This is a genomic window from Nostoc sp. T09 (assembly GCF_002154695.1).
Taxonomy (GTDB): domain Bacteria; phylum Cyanobacteriota; class Cyanobacteriia; order Cyanobacteriales; family Nostocaceae; genus Aulosira.
Genome location: NZ_MTAV01000125.1, coordinates 40,397 through 50,252, shown reverse-complemented (window position 1 = coordinate 50,252; position 9,856 = coordinate 40,397). Strand labels below are relative to the sequence as shown.

The following is a 9,856-nucleotide window of genomic DNA, read 5'->3' as shown; positions in this document are numbered from 1 at the left end:
TGAAATTCTGGGATTGCTTCCCTACACTACGTTCCGGTCGCAATGACAAATTTTGCTTGCGTAAGCCCTGTTTGCAATTATTGCAGAAAGTCTAAATCTGAAGCTCACTGTGAAACAGGCGATCGCATTCTCAGCGACTCTCGTTAGCCATAATGTTAACGAATTGTCACGCATCTTTAAACTTGCGATCGCACATTAGTATTAACTACTCAAAATTTTTTACTTATTGGGTTGAGCAATTCGCGCTTCAATATCCTCGAAGGTTTGGAGTAACAAACGTTTTGCTTGTAATTGCCAACCCCATTTTTGCAGTCTAAAAGCTGCTACAGAACCACCTATAGCTGCTAATAATCCTATGGGTTGATTTAAAGAAATTCCTAATAATAAACCTAATCCAGCAATTCCCCAAAATGGTAAAGCTACTACTTGTCTTTGTTCTTCCACAATTCGGGCAATTTCATTGGGTTGCATCGTAGCTAATAATGCTGCTTTGATTTCTCGTTGCTCGACTAACGATACCGATAAACCAATTTTCCGGCGCAGTTTTTCAATTTTGCGAGCATCAGTACTGTACTCAGTTAGCTCGTCTTCTGCCATTTTCAGTAGTTGTTCTAATTGCGCCATCTTATATTGTATCCATAATTCTCAATATTGTTATTATCCCGAATTATTGTTAATTTTTCTTGACTATATTTCGGCATTTTGTAGCACAATTCCAAATTTACTATTTAAAATTGAACATAGGCAAAATATACTAGCACACCACAGCGGAAATCAAAACTCTATTCAAAATAGGAGAATTCCTTGGTCGCTCATTGTTCTCCTTGATCCCTGTAACTTAACCCTTGACTATTGTTGAATTCCGCGTAATAGTACTAGCGATTTCGCACTTACAACCAGAGCATTTAATTGTGAGGTAATACTGATGGTAACAGTAGCTAAAAATACTTTGTCTGTTGATACCAAAGAGCGATCGCTGATCCTTTGGTTTGATGAGGTGGGTATTGCGGATATTCCCTTAGTTGGGGGGAAAAATGCATCACTAGGGGAAATGATTCAACAGTTGACACCCAAAGGCGTTAACGTTCCGACTGGGTTTGCTACTACTGCTTATGCTTATCGTTATTTTATTGAGTCTGCTGGGTTAGAAACAAAGCTAAGGGAACTATTTTCTGACCTAGATGTTGAGGATGTAAAAAATTTACAGGAACGAGGAAAAAAAGCGCGATCGCTACTGATGCACACACCATTTCCTGTGGAACTGCGCCAGGCGATCGCTACAGCATATACAAGTTTATGTGAGCCATACAATGCAGATACAGATGTCGCCGTCCGTTCTAGCGCCACTGCGGAAGACCTCCCCGATGCCAGTTTTGCCGGACAGCAGGAAACTTATCTGAACGTTGTGGGTGTTGCAGGAGTTTTAGGCGCTTGTCATAAATGTTTTGCTTCATTATTTACCGATCGCGCCATTTCGTATCGTCATACTAAAGGATTTGACCACTTTAGTATTGCCCTAGCTGTAGGTGTGCAAAAAATGGTGCGTTCTGATTTAGCATCTTCTGGGGTAATGTTCTCAATTGAAACGGAAACTGGTTTTAAGGATGCGGCATTAATTTCTGCTGCTTACGGTTTAGGCGAAAATGTCGTACAGGGAACGGTAAACCCAGATGAATACTATGTTTTTAAACCGACTTTAAAAGCAGGTTTTAGCCCCATTGTCGATAAAAAATTGGGCAGCAAAGAATTAAAAATGGTCTATGATGATGGCTCAAAATTTACCAAAAATATTCTAGTTCCTACCGAAGAAAGAGCTAAATTTGTCCTGAGCGATGACGAGATTTTACAACTAGCGCGTTGGGCTTGTGTAATTGAAGATCATTATTCTCAAGTTCACGGTCATTACACTCCAATGGACATTGAGTGGGCAAAAGATGGGATTACCAATCAACTGTTTGTTGTCCAAGCACGTCCAGAAACCGTACAGTCGCAGAAACGGGGAAATGTGCTGCGGAGTTACCGCCTCATTAGAAGTGATGAAGATAAAAGCGCGAAATCCGCCGCGGATCATCATCCTCTTGTCACCGGACGCGCGATTGGTGAAGCGATTAGTCAAGGGAAAGTACGCCTAATTTTAGATGTGAATAAAATCGACCAGTTTCAGCCTGGGGAAGTTTTAGTCACAGATAGAACTGACCCCGACTGGGAACCGATTATGAAACGGGCTAGTGCAATTATTACTAACTCTGGGGGTCGCACCTGCCACGCAGCGATTATTGCGCGAGAATTAGGCGTACCTGCGATCGTGGGTTGTGGCAATGCTACAGCAGTCTTAAAAACTGGTCAAGAAGTAACAGTTTCTTGTGCGGAAGGAGAAGAAGGACGAGTTTATCCAGGTTTATTACCTTTTGAAGTCCAAGAAGTTCTCTTAGAAAACGTACCCCGCACCCGCACGCAAATTTTAATGAATGTGGGTAATCCCCAAGAAGCATTTAGTTTAGCTGCTATTCCTAATGATGGAGTGGGTTTAGCGCGTACAGAATTTATTATCGCCAACCAAATCCAAATTCATCCAATGGCGTTAATTCACTATAAGAATTTAAAAGATGAATTTGTCAAAGCTAAAATTGCGGAAATTACCGCACTATATGAGGATAAAACCCAGTATTTTGTAGATAGATTAGCCCAAGGGATCGGTAGAATTGCTGCGGCATTTTATCCCAAACCAGTGATTGTGCGGATGTCAGATTTTAAAAGTAATGAATATGCCAATCTTTTAGGTGGTCAACAGTTTGAACCCCATGAAGAAAACCCGATGCTGGGCTGGCGTGGAGCAGCACGCTACTACGATCCAGGTTACAGAGAAGCTTTTGCTTTGGAATGTTATGCCATTAAACGAGTACGGGAAGAAATGGGTTTAACCAATGTCATCCCAATGATTCCTTTCTGTCGCACTCCCGATGAGGGACGTTTAGTATTAGCAGAAATGGCCAAGAATGGTTTACAGCAGGGCGTCAATGACTTACAGGTTTACGTCATGTGCGAGTTGCCCAACAATGTAATTATGGCTGAAGAGTTTGCTGAGGTTTTTGATGGATTTTCTATTGGTTCTAACGATCTAACTCAGCTAACACTAGGCTTAGATAGAGATTCAGCATTGGTAGCGCGATTATTTGATGAACGCAGTCAAGGTGTGAAACGCATGGTAAAAATGGCAATCGAAGCTGCAAAACAAAATAATCGCAAAATTGGGATTTGCGGGCAAGCACCTAGCGATTATCCAGAATTTGCCCAGTTCTTAGTTGAACAGGGAATTGATTCTATTAGCTTAAATCCTGATTCAGTTCTAAAAACAATGTTAAATGTAGCAAAAGTTGAGAATAAACAGCCTTAAATCCATTCTTTCTGGAGATATATAGACATGAGAAATAATTTTACCTAACAATTATTATGGATATGATTGATTTGGCATTTTGAATCACCCATAGGGGTTGACTTCCCCCAGAATTAATTTCTGGGAGAATCGACGGGCAACCCCTCCCCTCTACCAATGAAGCAAATTCGCACACTCAAGCACCTGTATTCGTCTCCTCCTGCCTCTAAAGGTGAGGTTTTATGAAATACTTTTCAGAAGCGGAGTAAAGATTGTGGTCACTGAGCAAAAATTGACGAGATGTGAAGAAATTGTGGCAGGCGGAGGTGAGATGGGGGCACTCATGCGAACGCTTGACTGGTCAACTACCGCCCTTGGTGCTGTGGAAACTTGGCCACAAAGCTTGAAAACTGCCGTTCGCATTATGTTAGGGTCGCGCTACCCCATGTTTGTTTGGTGGGGAGAGTCGATGACCAATTTTTATAACGATGCTTACATTCCGGTTTTGGGTCAACGCCATCCCCAAGCACTAGGTCAGCCAGCTTCCCAAGTATGGGCGGAGATTTGGGACACCCTAGGACCCCAAGCTGAAGCCGTACTGCAAAAAGGGCATTCTTCGTGGAATGAGGAATTGCTCTTAGTTATGCAGCGTAATGGCTATCCAGAAGAAACCTACTTTACCTTTTCCTACAGCCCCATTCCCCAAGACGATGGAAGTGTGGGTGGGATCTTCTGTGCCTGTACTGAGGAAACTCGTCGCGTTTTGGGCGATCGCCGTCTGCACACTTTACGAGAACTTGCAGCCCAAACAGCAAAAGCGAAGACCGTCGAAGATGCTTGTGAAATTTCTGCTCAAACTTTAGCCAATAACCCCTACGATGTGCCGTTTGCGCTGCTGTATTTGCTGGATGATACTGGATCGCAAGCGCGACTGGTGGGGACAACCAGATTAGCTCCCGGAACAGCAGCCAGCCCCCCAGAAATTGAGATGGGATCACAGATATGCGATCGCTGGTCACTTTCTGCCGTCCTTAAAGAAGGCAAAAGTCAGTTAGTACATGAAGTGAAATCAAAGTTTGGGGATTTACCTGGTGGTGCTTGGCCAGAGTCACCAAACTGCGCTTTTGTGTTACCCCTCACTACCCCCGGACAGGCGCGACTCAGCGGATTTTTGATTGCAGGTATTAGTCCGCGCCGCCAGTTCGACGATGATTATCAAGGCTTCTGGGATTTAGTAGCCGGACAGATTACCACTGCGATCGCCAATGCTCGCGCTTACGAAGCAGAACGGCTACGGGCAGAAGCACTCGCAGAACTCGATCGCGCCAAAACTCAGTTTTTCAGTAACGTCTCCCACGAATTTCGCACGCCATTAACGTTGATGTTGGGGCCAACGGAAGATGCCTTATCTGATACTGCAACTCCATTACCTGCTGTGCAACGCGAACGAATTGAAATTGTGCAGCGCAATGCCCTGCGGTTACTAAAATTAGTCAACACCTTGCTCGATTTTTCCCGCATTGAAGCCGGACGCATTCAGGCAGCCTATGAGCCAACAGATTTAGCCAGGTTTACGGCTGAACTTGCCAGCGTGTTTCGCTCCACAATTGAACAGGCAGGAATCCAACTGATTGTTGATTGCCCTCCTTTACCAGAAGCGATTTATGTCGATCGCGAAATGTGGGAAAAAATTGTCTTTAATCTTCTATCAAATGCTTTTAAATTTACATTCTCCGGTACAATTACAGTTCGATTAGAGTATGTTCACAATTACGTTGATTTAATTGTTGAAGATACAGGCATTGGCATTCCAAAAGAGGAAATACCGCATTTATTTAAGCGATTTCATCGAGTAAAAGGTGCCCAAGGACGCAGTTTTGAAGGCTCAGGTATTGGCTTATCCCTCGTGCAGGAATTTGTGGAACTTCATGGTGGCACGGTTAGCGTTACCAGTGCTTTGGGAGAGGGCAGTTGCTTTATCGTCGCCATTCCCACGGGAGCTAGTCATTTACCAAGGGAATCACTACGTGCCAGTCGCACATTAGCAGCAATTACTTTAAGTTCAATTCCTGATGTGGAAGAAGCCCAACTTTGGCTACCAGAATCAGGGAACAGGGAAGAATCTTACTTATCACCTGTCAGTTCTCAGCTGTTACCTTCGTCTGCTCGCATTCTCTTGGCTGATGATAATGCAGATATGCGTGAATATGTCAAGCGATTGTTGAGTTCTCACTATACAGTTGAGACGGTCGCAAATGGCAAGGCGGCGTTAAATGCAGTTCAGGAGCATCCACCAGACTTGGTATTAACAGATGTGATGATGCCAGGAATTGATGGCTTTGAATTACTGCGATCGCTACGTAGCGATCGCAAAACTCAAGATATCCCCATTATTTTGTTATCGGCACGAGCTGGAGAAGAATCGCGGATTGAAGGACTGGCGGCTGGCGCGGATGATTATATAGTTAAGCCGTTTTCGGCACGAGAATTGCTGGCGCGTGTAGAAAACAATCTGAAATTATCTCAACTGCGGCAAGCGGCGCGCAAACAAGAACAAGCGTTAAGGATGGAAGCAGAGGCAGCGCTACGCGATCGCCAGCAGGCAGAAGCAGCATTGCGTCAGAGCCAAGAACTATTTCAGCAAATGGCAGACACAATTGAAAGCGTCTTCTGGTTATCAGATCCGCAAGCGCAACAGATGCTTTATGTCAGCCCTGCCTACGCGAAAATTTGGGGACGTTCCTGTGAGAGCTTGTATGCTGATAAAAGTAGTTGGATAGAAACGATTCACCCCGAAGATAGAGAACAGGTGCAGATGGCTGGCGCACAATGTCTGGCCAAAGGCAATCATACTGAAGAATATCGCATCTTGCGTCCTGATGGTGCAATTCGGTGGATACGCGATCGCGGCTTTTTAGTTCGAGATCGGGATGGGCAACCATATCGAATTGCTGGAGTTGCCGAAGATATTAGCGATCGCAAGCAAATTGAAGCCGCCCAACACGAGAGTGAACGGCGGTTGCGGCGATTGGTGGAATCAAATTTATTTGGTGTCGTTTTTGGCGATTGCTTTGGTGGATTACACTACGCCAATGACTATCTCTTAAATCTGGTAGGCTACTCTTTAGCAGAAATGCAGTCTGGGCAAGTGCAATGGAGCCAACTCACCCCACCAGAATTTGCGGATTTAGATGCCAAAGCAGTCGAACAATTGAGTACCCAAGGAAGTTGTGCGCCTTACGAGAAAGTATATCTCCACAAAAATGGGCGGCGAATTCCGATTTTAATTGCTGCGGCATTGCTTCAAGAACCTTACAATCAGTCTCAAGAAGTTATTGCCTTTATTCTGGATCTAACCGAACTCAAACAAGTTACAGAAGAACGCGATCACTTTTTCAACTTGTCCACAGATATGATGGCGATCGGTAAGCTCGATGGTTATTTCACACAGGTGAATCCCGCTTGGGAAAAAACCCTTGGTTGGACGGAAACAGAATTGACCGCAAAGCCATACATTGAGTTTGTCCATCCTGATGACCAAGCTGCAACAATAGTTGCAGCCCAAAAGCTGGCACAGGGAATCGAAATGATCGGGTTTGAAAACCGCTACCTGACAAAATCCGGGTCATATCGCTGGATTGCGTGGAATGGTGTTGCTTTCCCCAAACAGAACGTGATTTATGCAGTCGCTCGCGATATCACCCATCGTAAACAAGCCGAGCAAGATCGAGAAGAACTACTTGTACGCGAACGAGCCGCCCGTGAAGAAGCCGAACGGGCAAGTCGGGTCAAAGATGAGTTCCTTGCCGTCCTTTCCCACGAATTGCGCTCCCCACTTAATCCGATTCTTGGCTGGTCGAGGTTGTTGCAAAATGGTAACCTTAACGCTACACAAACGGCCAAGGCTTTCGCCACCATCGAACGCAACGCTAAGTTACAAGTACAACTGATTGAAGATTTACTTGATGTTTCGCGAATTCTCCAGGGCAAACTGGTCTTAAATGCCACACCCCTAGATTTGGGTAGGATAATTTACTCGGCGCTGGAGACTGTGCAATTAGCTGCTGAAGCCAAGTCTTTAGAAATATACACAAATATTAGCCCAATGGTTAGTGCGATCGGGGATGCTACTCGATTGCAGCAAGTGGTTTGGAATATTTTATCCAACGCTGTAAAATTTACTCCACCAGGAGGAAAAGTTGAAGTTCACTTAACATCTGTTGGTAGCAACGCTCAAATTCAAGTCAAAGACACAGGTAAAGGCATTCGTCCAGAATTTCTAGCTTATGTATTTGACCATTTCCAGCAAGAAGACGGCTCCACAACCAGGCAATTTGGTGGTTTGGGATTGGGGCTAGCGATCGCGCGTCAGATCGTGGAACTGCATGGCGGTACTGTGGGAGTGGAAAGTCTTGGGGAAGGACAGGGTGCAACTTTTACAGTACAAATTCCCCTATTCTTGGATATTATTCCTAAAGCTGCTTTACCACCATCATCAAATCACCCATCGTTAAATCTCAGCGGCATTTACATTTTAATTGTAGATGACGAGCCAGATTCCCGCGACTTTCTCACCTTTGTGTTGACACAACAACAGGCAACAGTTACATCTGTGTCATCGGGATTGGCGGCGCTCAACGCTTTTAACCAAAGAGTTCCCGACCTATTGATTAGTGATATCGGTATGCCTGAGATGGATGGCTATATGCTAATACAAAATATTCGAGCCTCACCACAAGGTAAATCTATTCCAGCCATAGCCTTAACTGCTTATGCTGGAGAAATTAATCAGCAAAAAGCGATCGCAGCGGGTTTTCAAAGACATCTAGTCAAACCAGTTGCTCCCGATGCAGTGGTGGCGATGGTTGTCGAATTAGTTCGGCAACAGCAAATGATTAATTAACCGCCGATAAGAACTAAATATATAAGATGATTAATAACTAATCACAAATAACCAAATACCAATGACTAATGACCAATGACCAATGACTAATGACTAATGATTAAAAATTGGTTCCGAATAGGAATGGCGGCTATATTCCTCTTCTCGCTCGCCTTGCGTTTTTGGGGACTTGATCGATTCAATACCCTAGTATTTGATGAAGTTTACTTTGCCAAATTTGGGAATAACTATCTTACCCATACTCCATTTTTCAATGCTCATCCGCCCTTGAGTCAATATATTATTGGTATTGGAATTTGGCTTGGCAGCCATTTTAGTTTTGGGCAAGAATCAATCAATGGACTAGTAGGTTCTTTACTATCTCCTTGGAGTTATCGTTGGGCAAATGCATTCACTGGCTCATTTATTCCTTTAGTTGTCGCTGCTATAGCCTATCAAATTAGTCATCGCCGTAGCTTTGCTTTACTTGCAGGATTTTTTACAGCGTGTGATGGTTTATTCCTTGTTGAGTCTCGCTATGCTCTCAGCAATATTTATATTGTAATTTTTGGTTTATTAGGGCAGTGGTTTTTATTTTTAGCATTAGATAACCAAAATCAACGGCGTTCTTTATGGTTAGTTGCTGCTGGTATTGGTTTTGGTGCATCAGTTGGCACTAAATGGAATGGTTTATGGTTTCTGTTAGGTACTTATTTAATTTGGATTACTGCTTGGCTAGTTCATTGGTTACATTCTTATCTTAGTCCTAGCAAAGATGCCAAATTTCAGGAACCACCAATAGCTAAAGTTGAGACACCGCTACAAAAGTTGACTCAGCTAAATATTTTCCAGATGGTGTTTTATTTAGGAATTATCCCAGCTTTAATCTACAGCCTAATCTGGATTCCTCACCTGCAACTAGATACAAAATACGGTTTTATAGAAGTACACCAACAAATTTTGCAGTTTCACCTGCATATGGGTGGTAATAGTCCCACAGTGCATCCTTACTGCGCTCCTTGGTACAAATGGCCTTTGATGACTCGACCAATGGCCTATTATTATCAAACAGCTCATAGTTTCACCGATCCCTTACCAGTACTGGGGCCTAATTTACCTGCTGCTGATGGACAGGTAATTTATGATGTCCATGCAATGGGTAATCCTTTTTTATGGTGGTCTGGTATGGCTGCTATGTTGTTTTTAGTAGGAATGCTGCTGTCGAAACTGGTAATTCCTATAATCAAGCATAAGCGTTTGTCTGTACCTGCAAATCTTTCTGTTGATACTTGGGTTGCCTTGTATATAGTGTTAAATTATGCCGCTAATTTATTGCCCTGGGTAAAAGTAACTAGGTGCGTTTTTATTTACCACTATATATGTGCTGTAGTGTTTGTATTTATAGCGATCGCTTGGTTTGTAGATCAATGTCTTCGCAGTTATTATCGGGAACTACGAGCATTCGGTGTTACTCTTGCTTTTCTAATTTTGGCAGCTTTTATCTTCTGGATGCCGATTTATTTGGGCTTACCTCTCACATCTAACGGCTATAAACTCCGGATGTTGTTTAATTCTTGGATTTGAATGCAGAAATACAAAAA

4 protein-coding genes are annotated in these 9,856 nt (G+C 43.5%); 3 read left to right on the top strand and 1 reads right to left on the bottom strand.

What is annotated here, in order from left to right:
• Window positions 1-219: 219 nt before the first annotated feature.
• Window positions 220-624 carry a hypothetical protein gene (locus tag BV372_RS23930; protein WP_086688994.1) on the bottom strand — a complete coding sequence of 135 codons (405 nt, stop codon included), beginning with the start codon at window positions 622-624 and terminating at the stop codon, window positions 220-222.
• 301 nt (window positions 625-925) lie between these two features.
• Here BV372_RS23930 and ppsA point away from each other — a divergent pair, with 301 nt between their 5' ends.
• The 3 genes from ppsA (at window position 926) to BV372_RS23915 (ending at window position 9,839) form a co-directional block, all read left to right on the top strand.
• Entirely contained in the window at window positions 926-3,394 is a 2,469-nt protein-coding gene (gene ppsA / locus BV372_RS23925; RefSeq protein WP_086688993.1) for a phosphoenolpyruvate synthase, read from the top strand.
• Window positions 3,395-3,647: 253 nt separating this feature from the next.
• Entirely contained in the window at window positions 3,648-8,276 is a 4,629-nt protein-coding gene (locus BV372_RS23920) for an ATP-binding protein (protein ID WP_373270811.1), read from the top strand.
• A 96-nt stretch (window positions 8,277-8,372) separates the two neighbouring features.
• On the top strand, window positions 8,373-9,839 hold the full coding sequence (locus tag BV372_RS23915; RefSeq protein WP_086688992.1) for a dolichyl-phosphate-mannose--protein mannosyltransferase: 1,467 nt from the start codon (window positions 8,373-8,375) through the stop codon (window positions 9,837-9,839).
• Window positions 9,840-9,856 lie beyond the last annotated feature (17 nt).